Source organism: Microbacterium timonense, assembly GCF_900292075.1.
Taxonomy (GTDB): Bacteria; Actinomycetota; Actinomycetes; order Actinomycetales; family Microbacteriaceae; genus Microbacterium; species Microbacterium timonense.
The window spans coordinates 476,910-497,689 of the sequence record NZ_OLMV01000003.1; the positions used below are offsets into that span (position 1 = coordinate 476,910).

The window sequence follows — 20,780 nt, forward strand, 5'->3', positions numbered from 1 at the left end:
CTCGTCTCCCGCGCCACTGACTACCGCCAGCTCCGGCGACGCCGGATCGCGTTCCTCGCCAGCTGCGAAGCACACATCTTCTGAAGGCACGTTCCCGCGGTCGCCCCGCCCCGTTTCGCAGCGGCGCCGACCGGAGGACAATCTGTCACTGACGCGAAGTGGAGTCGGAATGGGTCACACCGTGCTGTACATGTCCATGTCGCTCGACGGCTACATCGCCGGGCCGAACGAGGCCGATGACAACGGGCTCGGCGACGGCGGCGGCAGACTACACGACTGGGTGTTCCCGCCCGAGGGCGGTGTGAACGAGCAGATCGTCGACGAGTTCATGTCTACCGGCGCAGTTGTGGCGGGCCGCGGCACGTTCGAACCCGCCCAAGGCTGGCAGGGGGATCACCACGACGGGGTGCCGATCTGGGTGCTCAGCCGCCGGCCGGTTCCGGTGTGGGTGAGTTCGATGCCACTCGTCACTTACACGAACGACATCGCGACTGCCTTCCGGGACGCGGCACGCGCCGCCGGTGACAAGGACGTGCTGGTGCACGGCGCCGCCACGGCGCAGCGCGCGATCGCTGCGGGCCTGCTCGATCAGGTCGAGATCCACCTCGTCCCCGTGCTTCTCGGGGCCGGGCGCCGATTGTTCGAGGGCTCGAACTTTCCTTGTCGGGCGCTCGAAAGGATCAGAGTCCTGTCGGGCGAGGGCGGGGTAACCCACCTGCGCTTCCGTGTCCGGTACTGACGACGGAGACGATGTGCCGAGGCACACCGCTTTGCGACGCTCCTTCCCCGGGGCATCACAACTGACAAGACTCGTTTCACGTCATGGGCGCATCGCGGTTCGGACTCCGTACACCCGGGCATCAGTGCCGCAGACCTCCTGGTACAACGATTGCCAGTCGACGCCTCCAAAACGTGCGGGTTCAGCTAGGAGCACGATGGTGCCGTCGGAGGTCTCGATCCGCAATGTTCCATCGATTGTCGCCGTCCACTGGCCGCGACCCGAGAACAACACGTCGGTGGTGGACAGGCATGGGCGCCCATCGTCATTGGTTTCCGTGACCGCGATAGCGACATCCTTGAGCGTCGCGGCACCATTCTCCAGCAGTGCGATCTCGGAGTCGGGGGAGATCGTGCTTTCAGGGTCCAGCGCGGGAGTCCATCTGATCGGAAAGACGTATTGATCAGCGGGACCATCTGCGCCTGGGTTCAGCCAGAGGGCGACAGCGACGCCTATACAGATCACCAAAGCGACCACCGCGCCCACTGCTACAACCCGACGTTTCATTTGCACGCAGTATCCTCACGCGTCGACGAGACGCTCCGGCACGAGGGTTTGCTCCCGGAGTTCGTCCCCAACTCGGCGGACGGATGGAATGGCGACTCTCGGCGCCCAGACTATCCTGGCTCCCACATCACCGGCGGTGGCGCCGGCTAGGACGTGCCTCATCCCATCGTCGGTCGCCTCTCTGATCACCGGGATCCCGACCTTGATCCGAGTGGTAGTCGAAGCCGCGAACCCCGCAGCGCTGCCGAGGGATCGGTGTCTTCGGGTATGCCCGCCCGCTGGCACCTCCTCGACGCGCACTGTCCGCATGGGGACCGCCCTGCGGACGCGTGAGCCCAGTAGCTCGCAAGAGGATTCGGTGTGATGATGGGCCGATGGCGCGGCGACGCAACACCAATCCGCTGATGGTCGCGACGGTCGTTCTCGGGATCGCTCTGGTCATCGCCGGCGTGAGTTCGGTGAGCGGGCCAGTTGTCTCAGCTACGCGGAACGGCGCCGAATATTCGTGCCTGGTCGACTCGAGGTACATGCCCGATTTAGGCGCGGGCCACCACCCCGAGTCCATCATCGCCGAGGGGTCTTGGTCTCTGATTCCGCTCGGACTCGAGTGCACCTTCGTCGCGACCGACACCGGCGCCCGCGACTCGGTCGGTCCGTCCCCGCTGCCATCTGCGCTCATCGTCGGCGGGGCGCTCATCGGCTGCTTCGCGGCGATCATGGCGCGCCGAGCCCAACAGGCCAGGGCTCCCGAGGTGCCCAGCCAAGGACCGGCATCCAATCTTGCTGACGGGCGTGTTGTGATCCCGCCTCACTCACCCAAACCTGACCCTCCTGTGTTGAGCCCGCCCAAGGCGCGTCTACCCGGTAAGGGCGCGCCCTAGCCGCAGACGGCGAGGGTGGCTGCCCGTCCGAGCCGGCCCGGGCCTGGGGGTTTCACGGTTGCTGCGGCACGGTCGGAGACCCCACTCGGGTCATCTCTCGCCGCGCGCCAGCGGACCGACAAGCGGCACAGCGGCTGCGCCTAGCGGTCTGGCGGAGGGTCACCAATCTGAAGCGTGCTTGCTTCATCCCGCGGGTAGTGCGTGATCGGGCCGCGCCCTAACTGAAGATCCGAGTACGCGTCGGAGGCCGATAGCTCGGACGCGGAGTTGCGCGGCTGTCGCCCTCGTCGGAGGAGACCGAAGGCAACACCAACGGCGAGCAACGCGTACCCAAGTAGGACGATCCATCGTGCAATCGACCAGTCGAGTGCGATCGACGCCCACAGCACCACGAACCCAAGAAGGGCCACAGCGATCAGTGTCCTTCGGATCACCAGGCGGCCCATGCCCAGACATTATCGAGCATTCGTTGGTGCTACCAGCCCCTCCGACGGTTCGTTGACGGACTGCCATACGGTCCGGCGGTTCGGCGGAGGACCTCCTACGTGGGAGCGTCAGAGACTGAGCCCGCGACTCGAAAGCCGGGCGGAAAGGTGCGACGCGCGGTGATGGACCGGTAGCGGTCGACAGTCTCGATTGCTGGTCCTATGCAAGGCTGGCCGATATGAACCTCGCGGGCAAGATCACCGTGGCGGTCGTCGTCCTGGTCCTCGGCGGCCTCGCCGTTCTTGCAGCGACTGTTGTGGGATCCATTGAGTGGAGCGCGTCAGACGTGAGCAATCTCGGTCCAACGCCCGAACCGTCGACGGAGCCCGTCGTCGAGTCGGTCGGCGAACCGACCCCCGAGCCGACTCCGCGCGACCCGAAGCAGGCCGCCGCTTGGGCGATCGGCTGCGACGACTTTGTGACCGTCGGCCGGTATTACAACGGCGTCAAGCCGCCGCGCCCTGACCGCGGCGCAACCGAATACGCATCTGGCACCGTCACTTTCACGGAGGACGGCGGGGTCGATACCTACACGGTCGCCGAAGGCGACACGGGCGCGAGCATCGGCGAGCGGTTCTGCGTCGACTACATCACGCTCTACCTCGCGAGCGGGGTCCGACAGGGCATGATCCATCCCGGCCAGGTCCTCAGGGTCAACGGGTAATGGCCGACCTGGTCAGCATGCGCACGGAAGAAGGGACGGCGCTGACGACCCCGTATGCCGCAACCTGGGTCGCCGCTCACGCCATCTAGCTATTCCGCGGCGCCACCACGATCAATCCGTCGAGCAAGACGTCGGTCATTCCTGTGGCGCGGTCATCCGGGCCGGCGGGGTCGTCGGCGAGACGGCTGAGAGCCCGGATGAGGTCGTCGGCCCGGATGTCGCCACGGATGGTTCCATCCGCGGCACCGGCATCCAAAATGGCCTGGACCTTGGGCGCGAGGACCCCGAGGAACTGCGCCGGCAACGGCTGGTAGGCGGGGTCGCCCGAGTGGAGCGCGCTTGCGAAGCCGCGCTTGGTCGCGACAAAACGAGCGAGACTCCGAGCCCACGAGCGGAGCGCTTGTGCGGGCGGATACTGGGACAACAGGCGATCCGCCTCAGCGGCGGTGGCATCGAGTTCGCGACGGAAGACGGCGACGATCAGGTCCGAACGCTGCGGATAGTTGCGGTAGATCGTGCCGACGCCGACTCCCGCCCGGGCGGCGATTTCGCGCATCGGGGCGTCGACGCCCGATTCCGCGAACACCGCTTTGGCGGCCTCGAGCACTGTCTCGGTGTTGCGCACCGCATCCGCTCGCTTGCGTCGGACTGCGCCCGTGGGCGTCTCATGCGCACTCATTCGGATCCTCAGACGTGACAAACGGAACCTCGTTCCGTATAGTTGCGGACGACCGTTCCGCTTACAGGAGCATACCGGCTCGCACGGATCTCGTCCCATGGAGGAAGCAATGAAGTATCGACCGCTCGGCCGCACCGGCATCCACGTCTCGCCCTTCGCGCTGGGCGCGATGATGTTCAGCTCGTTCGGCAACAGTGATCAGGACGAGGTGAACCGGATGGTCGCACGCGCTCTCGACGCCGGCATCAATTTCGTGGATACGGCCGACGCGTACGGCGACTCCGAGGAGATGCTCGGCCGTGCGCTCAAGGGACGACGCGACGACGTCGTCCTCGCCTCGAAGTTCGCGCGCCCGATCGGCGACGACGTGAATCATCAAGGGGGCTCGCGCCGCTGGATCATGACCGCGGTCGAGAATTCATTGCGACGGCTGCAGACCGACCACCTCGACCTCTACCAGATGCACCGGCCCGACCCGGAGACCGACATCGAGGAGACCCTCTCGGCCTTGAGCGACCTCGTGCGCAGCGGCAAAGTGCGCGCGATCGGATCATCCGATATGCCGGCATCGGAGATCGTCGAGGCACAGTGGGTCGCCGAACGGCGCGGGCTCGAGCGATTCCGCACAGAGCAGCCGCACTACTCCCTGCTCGACCGCACCATCGAACGCGAGGTACTGCCGGTCGCCCAGCGATACGGCATGGGCACGGTCATCTGGAGCCCGCTCGCCAGCGGAATGCTCACTGGACGAGTCCGCCGCGGCCAGGAGACCGACCTGCGCCGCACGCGCCTGTTCGCCGCCCTGCGAGACGAACGCCGCATCGACGCCGTCGAGGAGTTCATCTCCCTGGCCCACGAGGCAGGCATGTCGCTCACCCACATGGCGCTCGCGTTCGTCGTCGCCCACCCCGGCGTGACCGCGGCGCTGATCGGCCCACGCACGATGGAGCAACTCGATGACCTGCTCGCCGCAGTCGATGTCTCCCTGTCCGACGACCTGATGGACCGGATCGACGCCATCGTCCCGCCCGGCACAGGCGTCGGCCGGATGGACCAGGAGTACAGCACCCCTGCGATCGTCTCCGCATCACTGCGGCGCCGACCTCTGGAGGAGAGAGCCGCGGCGTAGCGCCCGGCGCGATTCGGCCCCACCACGGCTGCGCTCCACCGGCCGGAGGACAGCCACATCGCTGCTCGTGGGGGCGGGCGGGTAGGTGCGCATGCCGCGCGACCGACCGATGGAGGTCACGCGAACAGCTCGTCGAACGCGTCCGTGCGTATGCGTGCCGCCGCGACGGTTCGTTCGATCGCGGGTTCGGGGGTGACGGCGGCGGTGCCGATCGGATCCATGAGAGCGCGTGCGGACTCGGTCAGGAACCTGCTGGGCTTGGCGGCCACGTGCTTGGCCAGGAACGCGGTGGGGTGCGTGGGCAGCTGCGAGGGCACGTACACGTCGAGGGAGTCGCGGGCGCGGGTGAGCGCGACGTAGACGAGGCGCTGCTCCTCGGCCAGGCCGGCCGACGAGGTGAGTGCCATATCGGAGGGCATCGCGCCGTCGTTCGCCCGCAGGAGGTGCACCGCGTCCCACTCGAGACCCTTCGCGGAGTGGATCGTCGACAGGGTCAGCCAGTCCTCGTCGAGATGTGGCTGCTTCGCCCAGTCGCCGGCGACATTCACCGGGTCGATCGCCTGCTCGCTGACGAACGTGCGGAGGTCGCTCTGCCGAGCGGCGGCCTGCGCGATGCCGTCGACCTCGGTCACCCGACGGTTCCAATCCGGGTAGTGAGCACGCAGCAGCGGATCCACCGCACCTCGGCATGCCTCGACCAGCTCGGGTACGGCAGTCGTGGCGTCCACGGCGCCGAGCAGCGACAGGGTCGACGCGAGCCCGGTGCGCGCCTTCGCTGGTGCCGCCGCGACCGCGTCGGCCGCGCGGTCGACACCGCCGTCGGCGAGGATCCCGGCCAGTCCCCGCGCACTGGCCTTGCCGATCGCGCGGTGCCGGGTGAGCAGGCGATACCACGACACTTCATCTGCCGGATTGAGCACCACCCGGAAGCTGGCCAGCAGATCGCGCACATGCGAGGTCTCCAAGTAGCCGATCCCGCCGTATTTGTGGAACGGGATGCCCCGCACCTTGAGCTCGACCTCCAGCTGCGCGCTGTGCGACCCGGTTCGCATGAGCACGGCCTGCGAACGCAGTGGCGTGCCATCCAGGTGCGCGGCGAGGATGCGGTCCGCGACCGTGCGGGCCTCGTCGTCGGCGTTGCGGCAACTCACCAGCGTCGGCCGAGCGCCCGGCTGCGGACGGTCAGCGACCAGCCGCAGACGCAGCTCGCCCGGTCGTACCTGGTTCGCGAGGTCGAGGATCTCTTGCGTGGAACGGAAGTTGCGTTCCAGGCGCACCAGGGTGGCGTCGGGGTACGCCTCGATCAGATCGAGCAAATGACCGGCGCTCGCACCCCGGAATGCGTAGATGGCCTGCGCGTCGTCGCCGACGACCGTCAGTCCGCGGCCGTCGGGACGCAGCCCGCGCACGATGTCGACCTGAAGCTGGTTGACGTCCTGGTACTCGTCGACCAACACCCAGTCCCAACGTGCCCGCAGCCGCGCTCCCACACCGGGATCGAGCACCAGCGCCCGCCAGGCGACGAGCAGATCATCCAGGTCCAGCAGACCGCGCTCCCGCTTGCGGGCACGGTAATGGCGCAACAGGCCCGCGACCTGGTCGGCCTGCTCGAGCGCCCAGGGAAACTGCTCCTCGATGACGGCGCGGACCGGGGTTGCGGTGTTGATTGCGCGGGAGGCGATGTCCGCGATCGTGCGGGTCGTGGGCAGGCGCACCTCGGTGCCATCGAGCCCGTGCTCCGCGCGCAGCAGGTCGAGCAGGTCGACGACGTCGTCGGGGTCGATGACCGTCACGTCCTCCAGCCCCAGATGCTGTGCGTGCTCAGCGACGATACGGTGCGCGACGGCATGGAAGGTGCCACCGGCGATGCGCTGCGCAGCCTGCGCGTCGCCGCACATCACCGCAGCGCGAGAGAGCATCGCGGATGCCGCACGCCGGGTGAACGTCAGCAGCAGGATCCGTTCGGGTGCAACCCCCGCCTCCAGCAGTCGCGCCACCCGTGCGGTGAGCACGCGCGTCTTCCCGGTGCCGGCCCCCGCCGCGACCACGAGGGGCCCATCACCGTGCTCAACCGCCTCGAGTTGCGCGGAATCCAGCCCCGCAAGCGCATCACCTACTGCCACGGAGGTGACGGTAACGACGCCCCCCGACATCCGGCGCCCCGATATCGAGTTTGCGGAGTTGTACGAGCGGATCTGTGTGGTCGGGCCTACCGGAACGAGGGGCGCGGGGCTCCCACCCTGACGATGGCCGGCCAACGGTTCGACATCATGACGACAGCGTCTGCTTCTCGGCGGATGTGGGTGCGTATCACCCGGTCGCGGCTGCTTGCTGGACGCGCACAGGATGCGGTGACCATGCGTACACGTGAATCGAGGCGAGGGCGAGCCACAGCCAGCCGGCGAGCACCGCGATCCAGAGCAGGAGCACTCCGAGTGGGATGGTCGCGAAGGCGGCGCCCCCGAAGAAGCCCAGCAAGACGAGCACGCCCAGTGTGATCGCCCATCCGGCGCGCGGCCGTGCGCCGATGCTGCGGCACCAGCCGGCGTAGGCGAACGCGGCCGCTGCCAACGCGGCGAAGCCCAGCGCGCCGAAGACGAGGTGGAGGATTCCGCTCAGGGAAGCGGTACCTCCCCCGGATCCCGGTGGGAACCCTGCGACCGGGTCCGGCGGGAAGATCGCGCTCAGGATGAGACAGATGCCGTACACCCCGACGAGCACGGCGATTGCGAGCCCCCGCCCGTTGCGGATCGCGCGGAAGAAGCCCCACGCCGCCGCGAGCACCATGAAGGCGGTGAGAATGAGATTGAGGCGTTGCATCCAACCCCACTCACCGAGCATGAGAAGCGACAGTGCGTGCTCGCTTAACTGGAACCCGGGGCGTGTCAGCGCGAGCACCAGCGCGACCACCACGTAGAACGGACCGGCCACCACACCCCAGCCCAAGAGGCTGCGCGTCACGGCGGCTCCTCGGTCGAAACCTGCTGCTTCTGTCGACATGATCAACTCCTGCACTTGTCAGTGCAATAGTGCACCGGCGGGTATAATAAATGCTCACGAAGGTGGCCGCAAGAGGAGTGCGCGATGGCTCGACCGGAAGACCCACGGGTCGCTCGGTCCCGCGTCCTGATCCTGGATGCCGCGATCGACGCGTTCCTGGAGTTCGGCTACGACGGAGTGAGCGTGGAGATCGTCGCGGAGCGGGCCGGGGTCGCCAAGCGGACGGTCTATAACATCTACGGCGACAAGGATGCCCTCTTCCGTGCAACCATCGGCCGGTCGATCGCCACCGCCGAGCGGTTCGCGATGCTGCTTGCGGAAGCCATCGACGCGCTGCAGGACGTGGACCTGGAGCTCCCGCGACTGGCCGAAAAACTCGCGGAGGACGTCCTGCTCGGGCCGGTGCTCCCGCTGCGCCGGCTGCTCGTCGGTGAAGCAGCCCGGTTCCCGGACCTCGTCGCGCAATACCGCGAGCGAGCACCGGACATGATTCTGCATGCTTTCGCGAGCGCATTCGCTCGGCTGACGGATCGCGGACTGCTCGCCGTCGCTGCGCCCACGCTCGCAGCGGAGCACTTCGCCTTCCTGGTCATGGGAGCAGAGATGGACCGCGGCATGTTCGGCACCACGATCGCGGGTCCGGCTCAGGTGCGGGCGAAGGCGCGCGAAGGCGCGCGCGTGTTCCTCGCCGCGTACGGCCGCAAGTGATGGGCCCGCGAGTTGCGGCGTCGGCGATGATGTCGGTGTGGATTACGTGTCGAGGGTGCCTGGTCCGCCGTTGGACGGGCTGATCGACGACATCTACTACTTGGAGGGCACGCCGCCTTACTCCCGGTTGATGCTGCCGGCAGCGCCCGCACCACTGCTCATCGTGAACCTCGGAGCGCCGTTCCTCATCCGCACGGCCACCGCCGCAGAAGCGGTGCACTACGCCGACGGCTGTGTGGTCGCCACGCCCACCAGGGCGTGGGAGTTCGGCTACCCGACCCCCACACGGTCGGTGGGCGTCCACTTCAAACCCTGGGGACTGGCACCCTTCCTGCCGATGGCCGCAGCGGAGTTGTGCGACCGCCCAGCGACAGTGGAGCACATCTGGGGTCAACGCGCTGCCGCCGAATTGCGACACCGATTGACGACGGCCGATGCGCCTCACGACATGCTCAGGATGCTGGAGGACGAACTCGTACGGCGCCTGCGCCCGGTTGACGGCCTCGACCTCGTTCGCCACCTGAGCATCGCCATCGCGGAGACTGGCGGGGCTGTCCCGATCAATGACCTCGGCGTTGCAGCGCGCGCGAGCAGCACGTATGTGGCCAAGCGGTTCAAGGAAGTCGTCGGTGTCACGCCGAAGCGGTTGGCGCGCAGCTACCGGTTCACGTTCACCGTGCTGGCGATCGACGTATCGGCCCCCATCGATTGGGGAGACGTTGCCGCCGCCGCCGGCTACTTCGACCAGGCCCACTTCGTCCACGAGTTCCGGGAGTTCACCGGGCTCACACCGACGCGATACGTCGAGGTCCGGCGACGCTTCCTCCGCGAGCATCCAGAACATGCGCTGGAGGGATGGCCACTGCCGGCCGATTGATTTCTTACAAGAGCGACCACTGACCCCACAGGAGACTGGACCTCACACGGAGGAGGGAACCATGGGAAAAGTGGTCATGAACGCGTCTGTCTCGGTGGACGGCTTCATCGCGGCTGAGAACGACGACCCCGGTGCCCTGTTCGAATGGCTGGTCAGCGGCGACGTGCCGCTCGACGACAGTGGCGCGCTCAACGTCTCGCAAGCGTCCTACGATCACATCCGGCCGTACTGGGACCAGATCGGAGTGACGATCGCCGGTCGCCATGTCTTCGACATCACCGATGGCTGGGACGGGAAGCCTCCCAGCGGGATCGATCACGTCGTCGTCGTGACACACCGGCCGGCGCCCGAAGGCTGGGACCCCACCGCCCCGTTCCACTTTGTCGGGAGCATCGAGGCGGCCGTGACCAAGGCTCAGGAGCTCGCGGGCGACCGCACCGTCGAGGTCGCCGCCGGCGATGTCGGCGGGCAGGTCCTCGCGGCAGGGCTCGTCGACGAGGTACGCATGGATGTCGCACCCGTGGTGCTCGGCTGCGGTAAACGCTACTTCGGGTCCGTGGATGCACAGCACCTGCTGGAAGACCCGGATGTCGTCGTTCGGGGCGACCGGGTACTCCACCTGCGCTATCGGGTACGGCGCTAGCGCACTCGAGCGACCCGCTATCGCTGCGCTTGTGTCGCCGCTCGCCGGTGCACCTCACGCATCTCGGCGTCGAAGGGCGCGACGGGCGCGCTCACGACGGCGTGCGGCACCACTCCCCGGATCGGGAGCGGCGCCACCGGTCCGGCGGGCAACCCCCACGACGTCCGCCATCCGGCGAGCTGTTCCGCCGAGGCTGCGGCGACGATGCGCCCCAGCCCGGCCCATCCGTGTGCGGCTGCGCACATCGGGCAATGCTCGCCCGATGTGTACACGGTCGATGTCGCCCTCTGCTCCGGCGTGAGGTGGGCGATCGCCCACCGCACCAGGGCGAGCTCAGGGTGCGCGGTCGGATCCCGGTCGGACTTCTCGCGATTCATCTCCTCGGCCAGCACGACGCCGTCTGCGTCCACGAGCACAGAGCCGAACGGGTCGTCGCCGTTCTCGAGTGCCTGCTTCGCGAGCTCGACGCATCGCCGCAGGTGGTGCTCGTCGGCGCTGGAGATCTCACTGCTCATCGTCGTCATCCCATCCGTGAACGCTTCTCGCGACAGCGCACCGCCGCCGTTCCGCCCGAGGTGACGGCATCCGCTCGCGTCGTTGCCCTTCACGGTAGACGCACGAGCGTCGATCAGCTCGGCCACCTTAACCCGACGGAGCGGCCCGACCTCAGCCGAACCGGTACGTCGACTGCACCGCGCCGGCGGCGATCTGTCGCGTGTCCACCAGCGTGGGATACACCGGGGCGGGCACAGCGCCGAAGAGGGGGATGCCGTCGCCGATGAGGATCGGCACGCGCGTGATGATGATGTCGGCGAGAAGGCCTTCCGCGATGAACGCCTGCACGGTTCGGCCGCCGTCTACGTACGCGCGGCGCACGCCCGCAGTCGCAAGCGCCTCTCGCAGGCCGGCGATGTCGGGATGCACCGTCACGGAGGATCGACCCATCGCCGGTTGGGCACCGGCCGGCATGGTGGCCGAGAGGACGTGGATCGGCTTGCCGCGGTAGAACTCTGGATCGGAGTCCCGCATCGTCTCGAACGTCGCCCGGCCCATGGCGAGCACGTCGACGGAGGCGAAGAAGTCGTCGTAGCCGGTCTCGCCCAGACGCTCGTCGAACTGCAGCAGCCAATCGAGCTCGCCGTGCGGCCCGGCGATGAAGCCATCAAGGCTGCATCCGAGGAACGCGTGGAAAGTCGTCGCACCGTGTGGGCTTGCGCTGCCGCCATGCTCGACGGTCTCTGCGAACGTCATCGGCCCTCCCAGAGTCATATATGAACGAGCGTTAGTTTATAAGATCGGAGGGTGACGCGCATCAAGTCCCAGTCAGATCAGCAGGTGCTTGACTTCGCGCTGGCGATTCTGCAGGAATCCGGCGTGCGCGGGCTGACGTTCTCAGCACTCGCGGCGCGATGCGGACTCTCCGCGCCGACGCTCGTCCAACGGTTCTCGAACAAGCAGGTGCTCACGCGCCGCGCATTGCTGCACGCGTGGGATCAGCTCCAAGCGCGGACGGGGGAGCTCGCCGAGACGACTCCACTGACTCCGGCCGGCGCCGTGGAACTGCTGCTCGCCCTCTCGCAGGATTTCGGCGATGCCGACTCCTACGCCGACGGGCTGCTTCTGCTGCGCGAAGATGTGCGGGATCCCGCGTTGCGCGCCCGCGGCGTGGCGTGGGAGGAGCAGCTGGTGGCCGCGCTGGATGAACGGCTGGCGCGGGGTGCCGGCGCGACCGGCGCCGGGTACGCGCTCGCCGCCTTCTGGCAAGGCGCGGTCCTCTGGGGTGCATACCGAACTGATCGGCCGCTCCCGGCGTACCTCGACGAGAAGCTCCAAGCCTTCGTCGAACTCCTCGGGTCGTCTGGCAGCCGGTAGCGAGAATCGGCTGCGTGTTAGGGACGAGGCGATGCGCCCTCGGTGAATTCCCCCTCAGGGTGGAGGCGTCGCGCGGCGGATGAGATCTAGCCTGCAAGCCATGACCGATACCGCTTTCAAACCCGGAGACCACGTCCTCACGCCCCACGCACGAGGCACCGTCATCGACGTCCGTCCCACACCCTCCGGCAAGTGGGTGTTCGGCGTCGAGGACGACGACGGTGAAGTGAAGTACTTCACCCCTGCTGGGCTCCGGCACGCGGAGAGCTGACAGACCTGCCGTTCCACTCCCAGACGGCACCCTCGGCTGTGGTGGGGTGGGTGTGTGAGTGTCACCACCGTCGTCATCAACGGCACCACCGGTGTGGGCAAGTCGACGACGCTGCAGGCCTTGGGGGCGGTGCTCGCCGAGCAGCGCTCACCGCACGCGCTCGTCGACTTCGACTTCTTGAGCCTTGCCTGGCCGGCACCGGCCGATGACCCCTTCAAGGTGCGCCTCGGCCTGCGCAACCTTGCCGCCGTCGCGGCCAACTACCGCGTGGCCGGCTGGTAGAAGGCCCGCCGACTCCGACGGCGTCGGGTGGGCGCGGTCTGCGCAGCCGTCAAGCCCTCAAAGCACGGGGACCTGCTTGTCCACAATGGACAGGTGAGATCGAGACGCCCACGCCTCCCAGCCGGGCGGCACTTCGCCGTGACGTGGTCGATCCCCGATGACTTCGGCGGGATGACCGAGGCGATGTTCCGGCGGTCTCGCGCGTTCGACGAGGTGTGCGCGACACCCGTCGACGTGCTCACATTCGACACTCGGCCCGACTACCCCGACCTCGAGGAGCGCCTGCGAGGCGATGGCACGCTGAGTCGCGGCATCCGCATCATCAATCTGTACGACTGGTTGCGCGAGAACGAACTGCCCCGATCGAAGGCTTCGAGCCCCGCGCCTGCGGCAGATGCCGCTCTTCGGACGGATGCCGAGACCACCGCGCGGGTGCGGGCGGGCGCGGTGATGTCGCGGCTGCATCATGACGCCCACGGACGAGTGCTGCAGGTAGATCACTTCCGCCGCGACGGGTCGCTTCTGCTCACCGACCGGCGCGACGTCCGGCGACGGGGCGAGCCTGGCGGGCGACGCCTCGTTCTGTACGACGGCCAGGGACGTCCGGTGCGCTCGTGGCGTCGCGCCTGGCACCTGTACACGGACTGGCTCGATGCGCTCACCGCCGAGCGGCAGAGCTTCTTCATCGTCGACAGCAAGACGACGGCTGCCTTCATGGCGGAATACCGGCGTCGGCACGTCGTCACTGCGCACCTCGTCCACGGCGCACACCGTGACGCCGCCGGCGTGGTCAAGGCGTCACGCCGTGCCGCGCTCGAACGGGCCGACCAGTTCGACGTCGTGGCCGTGCTCAGTCGCGCGCAGGCACGCGACCTCCGGCAAGATGTGGGGCCATCAGCGCTCATCACCGTCGTGTCGAACCCGCACCCCGGTGGCCACGCCCGTGACCCGGGAGCACGAGCCGCCGCGAGAGGCATCGTCATCGCGTCGCTTACGAGGCGCAAGCGCGTCTCACACGCCATCGCCGCCGTCCGCATGGCGAGCACCCGCAGCGCCGCCGCGATCAGTCTCGACGTCTATGGTGACGGTGAAAGCCGCGCGGCTCTTGCACGGAGCATCCGCGACGACGCCGACATCCGATTGCACGGTCACGTTCCGCACGCCCGCAAGAAGTTGCGGGATGCCTCGTTCGCATTGTTCACGGCGCACTCCGAGGGGTTTCCCCTGGCTCTCGTCGAAGCGATGGCTGCGGGCTGCGTTCCCATCGCCTACGACATCGACTACGGCCCCGCGGAGATCATTCGCCACCGCCGCAACGGCTACCTCGTCTCCGCCGGTAACGTCGAGGGCCTCGCCGACGCGATCACGGAATTCGTCGCACTGCCGGAGTGGCGTCGGCGACGCCTCCGCACCCGAGCGATCCGAGCGACACGGGGGTTCACCGACGAAGCCGTGTGCGCCCAATGGGCGACCGCCCTGGAGCTCGCGCTGCTGCGGCGGGCGCTTCAGCAGAGCCCGGCCGCCCGAGCCCTTGTGCGGCGCTGGCCGCGCCTCCGCGCCGCGCCCGCCCTCACACTGCGCCCGGCAGCATCCGTTCTTCGTTGGCTGTCGTCGGCGCTCGTTCGACCGTGACGCCGACACCTGACTTCCGCGCCGCGCCGCGGTTCATTCGCGCCACGGGGTGAGCCGCGGCCACCACCCCGGAACGTTCCGGCGATATTCGAGGTACTGCTCGCCGTAGGTGCGCGTGAGGGTCGGTTCCTCGTAGCCCTTCACGAACGTGACGACCGCCGCGAGCGCGACGCCCGCATAGAGCACGAGCCACCAGCTGCCGAACAGCAGCGCTTGTCCGAGGATGATCGCGAGCACCGCGAGGTACATCGGGTTGCGGACGAAGCGGTACACGCCGGTGACGACAAGCGTCTGGGTCGGCGTGACAGGTGCCGGCGTTCCGCGGTGCACCGCGAACAGGGCGAACGCGTAGAGGAGGAATCCCACGCCGAGCGCGATGGCGATCCACGCGATGGGCACGACGATCCACGCTGCGTCGCCCCAGTCGTGCCACCGCCATCCCGTGATGAGCCACGGGATGAGCCCCGCGACAATTCCCGGCGCGAGGAGCAGGAACACGATCGTCCCGATCCAGGCGCGTGCGAGCGACGCGGAGTTGGTCACGCGCGCCAGATTAGCTCCGACGGCGAGACTCGAACAGAGCGTCGCTGCGAGGCTGCGTCACGAGCCGAAGTACTCGCGCGCCCGTCGGGTGTACAGCAGGATCAGGCCGATGATCGACAGGATCGAGCCGGTGAGCGCCGACCACAGTGTCTCGCCGTTGAACATGCCGAGCACCTCGACCACGATGTTCGCGATGAAAACGATCGTCGCGATGATGCGCGCGGTCGGGTTGCCGCGCCACAGGCCGATGCCCACGAAGAGCGTGACGAGACCGATGACCAGGCTGATCCAGCCGAGGATGGCCGGCCACGTGATGAAGCCGGTCGTGATGATGATGATGATCGAGGCGAGGCTCTGGAGGAAGCCGGAGATCCACGCGATGATGGCGACGAGGGTGACGCCGAGCGGGCGCTGAGCCATGCATTGCTCCTTCTGATCGGATGGCGCGACCGCGCCCGGCCCCACAGTAGTGAGAAGCGCCGGTCAGCGCGAGCATTCGGAGAGGGATGCCGCGTCACGCGCTCTTCCGCTGGCCCCCGATATCCACGGGGTGCGCAGGGCTGGAGTTGCGCGCTGGTAACGATCCACGTTGCTCAACGGCTCACCGACGAGACTGGCTCCCATGCGGAAGATCTTGGCGGCAGGTGCGCTCGGGACGGGACTCCTCGCTCTGGCTTCGTGCGGCTCGATTCCCCCGTTCGCCTGCGCGGCAGTCGGATACAGCAGCGTTGCATTCATTCAGCTCGACGTGCCGGCGCCCGACCTGCACCTGGAGCTGTGCAGCGGCGCGGACTGCATGCCGGGTCCCGTCGAGATGCCGGTCGAGGTGGGCTCGACAGCGCCGTCGGTCGCGACTGGCATCTTCGGACTGGAAGGTGACAGCGAGGCTGGCTGGAGCGCCACGCTGCTCAACTCTCCGCCCGAGATGGGATTCCGCGTCATCGACGCCGCCGGGACCACGATCGCCCAGGGCGCCGTCGAGGTCGAATGGGTCCGCATCGACGGCACGGAGCAATGCGGGGGCAATCACGAGGCGGACATCGTGATCCCGCTCTAGTCCGAGTTGCCTGATCGGCAGGCGGATGCCGCGTCACGCGCTCTGCGCGACACCCGCGTCGGACCGACTCGCGCCGTAGGGCGCGGTTGCCGCCCTCGACGGAGCACGACGGCTCGGGGATGGCAACCCCCTCTCCGAGCCGGCGGTGCAGCGCAAGTCTCGATCCATGAGCCACCACCCAGACGACATCAAGCAACCCCTCGACCACCTGCCGCCGCTGGAGGAGCGCGACAAGGCGATAGAGATCGAAGAGCCGCACTACCCCGGCACCGACGACCCCACCGGTTCCTCGCCGGTGAGTCCCGCGACGGCCGCCGAACCCGACAGCCCGGGGCGGCACGGCCTCGACAAGCCGCCGACGAGCGGGGCCTGACCAGACCGCAGGGCCGGGGCCCGGCTAGCCGGGCCGCGTCACGCGCGCTGGAGCCAACGGCATCATCCATCCTCAGGGCGTCTCATGGGTTCGACGCCGAAGCAGGGCCAGAGTCAACGCGAAGGCGAGGAAAGCAGCGAAGGAGAGCACCGTCGCCACCGTCCCCAGAGAGCCGAGTTGCCCGTCGCCGACGAGAACCGCCCCCAGAGCGGACCCGGCAGCGATGCCCATGTTGAGCACCACGGCGAACAGGCTGGTCGCGAGATCCCGGAAGGTGGGTGACGCCGTCCGCGCCACTCGCGCCTGGAACACGGGCGGGAGCCCGCCGATACCGAAACCGAGTGCGACCGTGCCGGCCGTTGCCACCGCCGGTGCGACAGGAAAGTCAGGAGCGACCGCGAGCAGCCCCGCACCGAGCACGACGGCGGCGACCACCGCGAGGAGGGAGGCGACCGGGAAGCGGTCGCTGAAAGCGCCGCCCAGCAACAGTGCGCCGGCGCCGGCGATTCCGGCCGAGAGGAGCACCGCACTGACGTGCACCGGCTCGATTCCGGCCGCACCCAGCACCGGGACGATGTAGGCGTACAGGGTCATGTATCCGGTGAGCAGCAGGGCGCCGGCACCGAGCAGCACGCCGACGGGGATCGCGGAGCGATCGAGAGTCCCGCCGGGCCGCGATCCGTCGGCCGCGGCGGCAAGACGGGGGAGCCCGCGAGCCAGGATGACGGCGGACAGAGCCAGGAGGGCTGCGGCACCCACGAACGCCCACTGCCAGGTGCCCGCTGTAGCGAGGGCCGCGCCGATGGGCACACCGAGGACCGAAGCGAGCGTGCCGCCGCCGAGGACCACGGCCATGGCCCGACCCAGGCGCTCGGCTGGAACGAGCCGGGGCACGTAGGCGAACACCACCGACCACGACACGGCAGCCGCGACAGCTGACACCATGCGCGCTGCCACCACGACGGGGAACAGTGGGACCAAGGCGACCACCAACGTCGCGCCCGCGAAGACGAACAGCGACGCGATCAGCAACGCCTTGCGAGGAATCCATCGCGTCACCCGCAGCGCCGGCACGGTGCCGATCACGATCGTCAAGGCCCACACGGTCACCAGGGTGCCGATCGCTGCAGCGTCGACTCCCAGCGTGCTCGACATTCCGAGAATCAGCGCGGGCGGCAAGAGCTCCGTGCTGACGGACGCGAACAGGGTCAAACCGAGTGCCACGAGAAGCAGCCACGTCCGGTGGTGCGTCGACGATCCTGCCTTGCCTGTTGCGGTCGATGAGGCCATACCGGCAAGCTAGACATTCACATCAATGTGAAGGTCAAGTCGGATGAGGCGGGGATGAGGATCGGGGAGCTGGCGCAGCGCACGGGCGTCGCCACGCGACTTCTTCGGTACTACGAGGAGCAGGGGCTGCTGGCGTCGACGCGCTCCACGAACGGCTACCGCGAGTACGCGGAAGCGGACGTGGAGACGGTCTTTCGGATTCGAGGACTGGTCACGGCCGGCATGACGACGAGGCTGATCCGGATGCTCTTCGACATGGAGGGCGTCCGCGGCACAGAGACGGCTGCTGACTGCACGAGAACCGTGGCGCAGGAGGTCGCCGACGAGCTCGCGGGCGTCGAAGACCGCATCCGGTGTCTCAGTCGCAGCCGCGACACCATGCGGGCCTGGCTCGCGACGAGTGGCTACCCCGAGCGGGCGCCCGCAGCCGCTTCTCCCTGAGACGCGGGCCGGTGCGGCGACCGGGCGCTATTCACCGCCGATCGTCCAGGCCCCGTACCACTCGTCGCCTTTGGTGCCGGGGCGGTGATGTGCCCGGCCGCCGTCGATGGGGGCGGTCTCGTGCCCGGCCAGATCGTGCAACCAAGGCGGTTGATGATCGATGCTCACCGAGCCCGCGCCCGTGGTGAAGTACGCCACGACGGGAGGACTCGTGACGAACGCTGTCGCCAGCGCCGCGGCGCCAGGCACGTCGGTCAGGGCATAGCGCGCGTGCAGGTCTCGCATGAGCGTGGCGAACGCGTACGGGTCGATGGATGCCGGTTCCTCCGGCGCGACCGGAAGCTGCTCGCGGAGCCGGTCGACGATCTCCTCGCGCTGCGCGACGGAGAGTCGGGCGAAGGCGGCGGCGTACGCCTTGTCGGCCACGCTCGTGGGGATGTTGCCGAGCACGTGCGCGTATCGTGCGATCTGCTCGTCGTCACTGATCGCGTGCTGTTCGTGGCGCCGCTTCACGATCCCTCCTGACCGATGACCGTCAGCGTACGCCCACCCGACCGCGTCGTCGATGGGTGCCCGTCCGCTGGGTGTGCCGGTGATCGACCGGTCGTCGGCATCCGCTTCTCATAGTGATCTTGTCGACGTCGCGATCTCGCAGCAGACTGGCGCCATCGACGCGAGGAGGCAGTCATGGGCGATCGGAGTCGGCATGGCGACCCGGACGTGACCGAATGACCGCTGCACACGTGATCAAACCGCTCACTCCCGCGACCTTTCCGGCGTGGCTCGCGCTCGCCGAGAAGCACAACGGCGTGTGGGGCGGGTGCTACTGCTCCTACTTCCACGGCGATACGGAGCACACTGTCAAGAGCGAGCACGACCGAGCGACGTTCAAGAGGCGTCTCGTCGAGGAGGACGTCGCCCATGCTGCGCTCGTCTTCGACGGTGACGACGCCATCGCCTGGTGCGAGTACGGAACCCCGCTCGAGCTGCCGGGGATCTACCACCGCAAGGAGTACGACGCGGGGGAGACGAGGCCGGCCCCCTGGCGCATCACCTGCTTCTTCGTCGATCGCGATCACCGCCGGTCCGGCGTAGCGCGGGAGGCGCTCGACGGTGCGCTCGAGCTCATAGCGCAGGCTGGCGGCGGTGAGGTGGTGTCGTTCCCCAACGAGCTTCCCGAGGGCAAGAGGACGTCGGCGTCGTTCCTTCATAACGGCACGCGAGCGATGTTCGAGAAAGCGGGCTTCACGTTCGAGCGCCACATCGGCAAGAGCAAGACGGTGATGCGCAAGACGGTCGCACCCGCCCACGCCTGACCCCCGCTCCCAGGACCTTTGGAGAGACCGCTCTGGCCGGTCCGCCGCGGAATCACGCGCTCGGCGCGCCCGATTTCCTGCGCCCTGCGAGGATCTGCTCGCCGGCGTCGACGTAGCCATCGAAAAGCGTCACGATGTCGCTCAGTCGTTCGCGTGCGGCCGAGGCCGGCGACAGAAGGTCTTCGCCGGCGCGCAGTGCGTCGATGAAGAGCCGGGCGCGCCGGTGTGATGCCTCGAGCAGGACCTCCAGTCCGGACGTGGCCTCGACGTAAATGCGTCGGGTGCCTTCCCCGGTCCACGTGTGCGCCAGTCCCCAACTCGTCAGCTCCCGGATCGAAGTGCTGACCTGGCCCGTGCTCAGACCGGTCCTCTCACGCAGCGACTGGAGCGTGGTGGCCTGCTCGTCGAGGAGAAGCACCGCGTACACCTTGCCTGTGGCCCGCGGCAAGTGCCAAGTGGCCAGGAGGTCGGCCAGCGAGTCAGCGAAACGCTCGGCAGCATCATTCGGCACGATCCACCACCCGCGTGAGAAAGTCGCGAAGCACCTGGGCGACGGCATCCGGCGCGTCCTGGGTGATGACATGCCCGGCTCCAGGCACGACGATTTCGGTCACCTTCTCTGCGGTGGCCCAGCGCGGCATGGCCCGAGCGATGTTGCCCGTCCGGTCCTTCTCGCCGCGAACCAGCAGCAGAGGGACAGGGGTGCGATAGCTGGGGTCGGGTGCGACGAATTGGGTGGTGGCTCGCCACACGGCGAGGAACTCCTCCTTGGAGAGAGCGGAGAAGGCTCGCACGAGATCAGCACGTGCGGGGGCGGTCACGGCGGAGGCGTCGGCCATCACTCGCGGGAGGCGGGAGCGGGGAATAAGACGCAAGACCGGTGCGGCGATGGTGAGTGCCCACCGTTCCCAGGTCGACAACGGGCCGGTGTTCCAGGTGGCGTCGAGCACCGCCAGGGCGGAGTAGCGATCCGGCGCTCGTTGCACGAGACGCTGAGCCAGATTGCCGCCCAGCGAGTGCCCCACGAGTGCTGGGCGAGACAACCCCGAATGCGCGATCAACGCCTCGATGTCTTGAACGAAGAGGTCCGCCGAGAGCGGGGTCGTGTTGGGCCGTGATGCGCCGTGCGCTCGCAGATCGACCACGACGGTGCGGAAGCCCGCTTCCGCCAGCGCTCGGCGCTGCGTCTCGAACATCACGTGGTCGGCACCCGCGCCGTGCAAGAAGAGCACGGAGGGCTGCGCACTACCACCATTGTCGGCGTAGCGTACGACGCATCCCGGAAGGCTGACATGCTCGGGTAGATTCACCATTTACTGAATATGCCACATCCGTGCGGGTCTCTTCGGCC

General features: G+C 68.1%; 26 protein-coding genes. 14 read left to right on the forward strand and 12 right to left on the reverse strand.

The features are described from left to right. Positions 1 to 169: 169 nt before the first annotated feature. On the forward strand, positions 170 to 739 hold the full coding sequence (locus tag C9992_RS11450; RefSeq protein ID WP_106815705.1) for a dihydrofolate reductase family protein: 570 nt from the start codon (positions 170 to 172) through the stop codon (positions 737 to 739). An 81-nt stretch (positions 740 to 820) separates the two neighbouring features. Here the strand turns inward: C9992_RS11450 and C9992_RS11455 are convergent, their stop codons facing one another. Then, positions 821 to 1,291: a hypothetical protein gene (locus C9992_RS11455; RefSeq protein ID WP_146145322.1), complete on the reverse strand. Its 471-nt coding sequence runs from the start codon at positions 1,289 to 1,291 to the stop codon at positions 821 to 823. A gap of 1,539 nt (positions 1,292 to 2,830) precedes the next feature. Between C9992_RS11455 and C9992_RS11460 the strand changes: the two genes are divergently transcribed. Further along, positions 2,831 to 3,316 (forward strand): LysM peptidoglycan-binding domain-containing protein, encoded by a 486-nt coding sequence (locus tag C9992_RS11460; RefSeq protein ID WP_106815707.1) that lies wholly within the window; start codon positions 2,831 to 2,833, stop codon positions 3,314 to 3,316. A gap of 85 nt (positions 3,317 to 3,401) precedes the next feature. Here the strand turns inward: C9992_RS11460 and C9992_RS11465 are convergent, their stop codons facing one another. Next, positions 3,402 to 3,941 (reverse strand): TetR/AcrR family transcriptional regulator, encoded by a 540-nt coding sequence (locus tag C9992_RS11465; RefSeq protein WP_235008199.1) that lies wholly within the window; start codon positions 3,939 to 3,941, stop codon positions 3,402 to 3,404. Between the two features lie 163 nt (positions 3,942 to 4,104). Here C9992_RS11465 and C9992_RS11470 point away from each other — a divergent pair, with 163 nt between their 5' ends. Next, positions 4,105 to 5,124, forward strand: a complete 1,020-nt coding sequence (locus C9992_RS11470; protein ID WP_106815709.1) for an aldo/keto reductase — start codon at positions 4,105 to 4,107, stop codon at positions 5,122 to 5,124. 116 nt (positions 5,125 to 5,240) lie between these two features. Here the strand turns inward: C9992_RS11470 and C9992_RS11475 are convergent, their stop codons facing one another. Then, a complete protein-coding gene (locus C9992_RS11475; protein WP_160150877.1) occupies positions 5,241 to 7,247 on the reverse strand; it encodes an ATP-dependent helicase in 2,007 nt (668 codons plus the stop codon). Between the two features lie 187 nt (positions 7,248 to 7,434). Next, positions 7,435 to 8,085, reverse strand: a complete 651-nt coding sequence (locus C9992_RS11480; RefSeq protein ID WP_235008200.1) for a DUF998 domain-containing protein — start codon at positions 8,083 to 8,085, stop codon at positions 7,435 to 7,437. 123 nt (positions 8,086 to 8,208) lie between these two features. On the opposite strand from C9992_RS11480, the gene C9992_RS11485 reads away from it, so the two are divergent. The 3 genes from C9992_RS11485 (at position 8,209) to C9992_RS11495 (ending at position 10,352) form a co-directional block, all read left to right on the forward strand. Continuing rightward, positions 8,209 to 8,832, forward strand: a complete 624-nt coding sequence (locus C9992_RS11485) for a TetR/AcrR family transcriptional regulator (RefSeq protein ID WP_106815712.1) — start codon at positions 8,209 to 8,211, stop codon at positions 8,830 to 8,832. Positions 8,833 to 8,869: 37 nt separating this feature from the next. Next, positions 8,870 to 9,709: a helix-turn-helix domain-containing protein gene (locus C9992_RS11490; RefSeq protein WP_200826294.1), complete on the forward strand. Its 840-nt coding sequence runs from the start codon at positions 8,870 to 8,872 to the stop codon at positions 9,707 to 9,709. A 61-nt stretch (positions 9,710 to 9,770) separates the two neighbouring features. Continuing rightward, the gene (locus C9992_RS11495) at positions 9,771 to 10,352 is read left to right on the forward strand and encodes a dihydrofolate reductase family protein (protein ID WP_106815713.1); all 582 of its coding nucleotides are present in this window, start codon (positions 9,771 to 9,773) and stop codon (positions 10,350 to 10,352) included. Positions 10,353 to 10,369: 17 nt separating this feature from the next. Here the strand turns inward: C9992_RS11495 and C9992_RS11500 are convergent, their stop codons facing one another. Both C9992_RS11500 and C9992_RS11505 read right to left on the reverse strand, forming a co-directional pair. Beyond that, a complete protein-coding gene (locus C9992_RS11500; protein ID WP_106815922.1) occupies positions 10,370 to 10,867 on the reverse strand; it encodes a nucleoside deaminase in 498 nt (165 codons plus the stop codon). 151 nt (positions 10,868 to 11,018) lie between these two features. Then, a complete protein-coding gene (locus C9992_RS11505) occupies positions 11,019 to 11,603 on the reverse strand; it encodes a dihydrofolate reductase family protein (protein ID WP_106815714.1) in 585 nt (194 codons plus the stop codon). Between the two features lie 51 nt (positions 11,604 to 11,654). On the opposite strand from C9992_RS11505, the gene C9992_RS11510 reads away from it, so the two are divergent. From C9992_RS11510 to C9992_RS11520, 4 genes are all read left to right on the forward strand, one after another. Beyond that, on the forward strand, positions 11,655 to 12,224 hold the full coding sequence (locus C9992_RS11510; protein WP_106815715.1) for a TetR/AcrR family transcriptional regulator: 570 nt from the start codon (positions 11,655 to 11,657) through the stop codon (positions 12,222 to 12,224). 100 nt (positions 12,225 to 12,324) lie between these two features. Then, positions 12,325 to 12,495 carry a hypothetical protein gene (locus C9992_RS18225; RefSeq protein ID WP_200826296.1) on the forward strand — a complete coding sequence of 57 codons (171 nt, stop codon included), beginning with the start codon at positions 12,325 to 12,327 and terminating at the stop codon, positions 12,493 to 12,495. A 54-nt stretch (positions 12,496 to 12,549) separates the two neighbouring features. Next, positions 12,550 to 12,777: a nucleotide-binding protein gene (locus tag C9992_RS11515; protein ID WP_106815716.1), complete on the forward strand. Its 228-nt coding sequence runs from the start codon at positions 12,550 to 12,552 to the stop codon at positions 12,775 to 12,777. 93 nt (positions 12,778 to 12,870) lie between these two features. Then, positions 12,871 to 14,409 (forward strand): glycosyltransferase, encoded by a 1,539-nt coding sequence (locus C9992_RS11520; protein ID WP_146145323.1) that lies wholly within the window; start codon positions 12,871 to 12,873, stop codon positions 14,407 to 14,409. A 33-nt stretch (positions 14,410 to 14,442) separates the two neighbouring features. Here the strand turns inward: C9992_RS11520 and C9992_RS11525 are convergent, their stop codons facing one another. Beyond that, positions 14,443 to 14,952 (reverse strand): methyltransferase family protein, encoded by a 510-nt coding sequence (locus tag C9992_RS11525; RefSeq protein WP_106815718.1) that lies wholly within the window; start codon positions 14,950 to 14,952, stop codon positions 14,443 to 14,445. Positions 14,953 to 15,009: 57 nt separating this feature from the next. Beyond that, entirely contained in the window at positions 15,010 to 15,372 is a 363-nt protein-coding gene (locus tag C9992_RS11530; RefSeq protein ID WP_106815719.1) for a hypothetical protein, read from the reverse strand. A 202-nt stretch (positions 15,373 to 15,574) separates the two neighbouring features. Here C9992_RS11530 and C9992_RS11535 point away from each other — a divergent pair, with 202 nt between their 5' ends. Next, positions 15,575 to 16,009: a hypothetical protein gene (locus tag C9992_RS11535; RefSeq protein ID WP_106815720.1), complete on the forward strand. Its 435-nt coding sequence runs from the start codon at positions 15,575 to 15,577 to the stop codon at positions 16,007 to 16,009. A gap of 166 nt (positions 16,010 to 16,175) precedes the next feature. After that, entirely contained in the window at positions 16,176 to 16,382 is a 207-nt protein-coding gene (locus C9992_RS11540; protein WP_106815923.1) for a hypothetical protein, read from the forward strand. 72 nt (positions 16,383 to 16,454) lie between these two features. Here the strand turns inward: C9992_RS11540 and C9992_RS11545 are convergent, their stop codons facing one another. Then, positions 16,455 to 17,672, reverse strand: a complete 1,218-nt coding sequence (locus C9992_RS11545) for an MFS transporter (protein WP_106815721.1) — start codon at positions 17,670 to 17,672, stop codon at positions 16,455 to 16,457. 54 nt (positions 17,673 to 17,726) lie between these two features. Between C9992_RS11545 and C9992_RS11550 the strand changes: the two genes are divergently transcribed. Beyond that, positions 17,727 to 18,113 (forward strand): MerR family transcriptional regulator, encoded by a 387-nt coding sequence (locus C9992_RS11550; protein ID WP_106815722.1) that lies wholly within the window; start codon positions 17,727 to 17,729, stop codon positions 18,111 to 18,113. Between the two features lie 27 nt (positions 18,114 to 18,140). Here C9992_RS11550 and C9992_RS11555 read toward each other — a convergent pair whose 3' ends face one another. Further along, positions 18,141 to 18,626, reverse strand: coding sequence for a hypothetical protein (locus C9992_RS11555; protein WP_106815723.1), 486 nt, complete (start codon positions 18,624 to 18,626; stop codon positions 18,141 to 18,143). A 215-nt stretch (positions 18,627 to 18,841) separates the two neighbouring features. Here C9992_RS11555 and C9992_RS11560 point away from each other — a divergent pair, with 215 nt between their 5' ends. Next, the gene (locus tag C9992_RS11560) at positions 18,842 to 19,429 is read left to right on the forward strand and encodes a GNAT family N-acetyltransferase (protein ID WP_106815724.1); all 588 of its coding nucleotides are present in this window, start codon (positions 18,842 to 18,844) and stop codon (positions 19,427 to 19,429) included. Positions 19,430 to 19,481: 52 nt separating this feature from the next. Here the strand turns inward: C9992_RS11560 and C9992_RS11565 are convergent, their stop codons facing one another. Together C9992_RS11565 and C9992_RS11570 are read right to left on the reverse strand one after the other, a co-directional pair. Further along, on the reverse strand, positions 19,482 to 19,940 hold the full coding sequence (locus C9992_RS11565; protein ID WP_106815725.1) for a GbsR/MarR family transcriptional regulator: 459 nt from the start codon (positions 19,938 to 19,940) through the stop codon (positions 19,482 to 19,484). Beyond that, complete coding sequence (locus tag C9992_RS11570; protein ID WP_106815726.1) at positions 19,930 to 20,742, reverse strand: alpha/beta fold hydrolase; 813 nt, start codon at positions 20,740 to 20,742, stop codon at positions 19,930 to 19,932. The genes C9992_RS11565 and C9992_RS11570 overlap by 11 nt, the downstream gene beginning before the upstream one ends. Between the last annotated feature and the right edge of the window lie 38 nt (positions 20,743 to 20,780).